Annotated in this window: 2 protein-coding genes; both read left to right on the forward strand. The window is 45.6% G+C overall.

Annotated elements, in window-relative coordinates:
* Positions 1-279: hypothetical protein (locus tag A3739_RS30570; protein ID WP_197472645.1), on the forward strand; the 279-nt coding region annotated here is incomplete at its 5' end.
* Positions 280-448: 169 nt separating this feature from the next.
* On the forward strand, positions 449-744 hold a 296-nt coding region (locus tag A3739_RS27605; protein ID WP_197472646.1), incomplete at its 3' end, for a hypothetical protein.

The raw sequence follows: 744 nt of genomic DNA on the forward strand, positions 1-744 counted from the left end.
ATCTGGCCACTTAGTCGTGACGTCCGTGTGCTTGAAGGTTTGATTCCTCTTATTGGGCAACAACAACGCGTTGACGCCTACCTTAAGGGCAAACGCATCTTTGCCCAGCAGCAAGCAGACTATGTCTCGGCTGCAAAACGCTTAAACACCAAAAGCATTAACGATCTTACGCTCATGCTTAAGAAAATCGATGACGCATCAAAAGGCGTGTTTGGATCGGAGCCTGCGTGGCTTTTAATCGAGCAACTCGCCATGCACATTGCTCACCCTCCCAAATAGCGCCTCCGCTCCCCCATACTTACCCTAACAATTTTCATTATCATCATTGGTATTCACGCTTCGATAAATTCGATGATGGTCTTTTCCTAATGAGAACAAGTACTTAGCGCAAAACACCTAGAATCAACTACAGTTATATATTGTCATTGATCAATTTTGGACACTATGAATGAGTCTCTACAGCGTTATTGTCGGTCTAGTTGTCGTCTGCATTTCAAGCTTTTCACATGCGGCAAGCTATAAAGTAACGAATTCCAAGTCGAGCGGTAATGGATCTTTACGCTGGGCGATAGAGCAAGCAAACAACAACCCAGGCGCAGATATTGTTGAAGTCCCGGGCTCCTTTGATAGCAGCAACCCAATTGTTCCCGTTACCGGTGGCGGCTCAAGCCGTTACACTTTTGAGAATCCAATTCTTGTAACTGACGATATTACGATCAAAGGTCTTGGAAGTTCACGCCCCGT

Source organism: Oleiphilus sp. HI0067 (assembly GCF_001635735.1).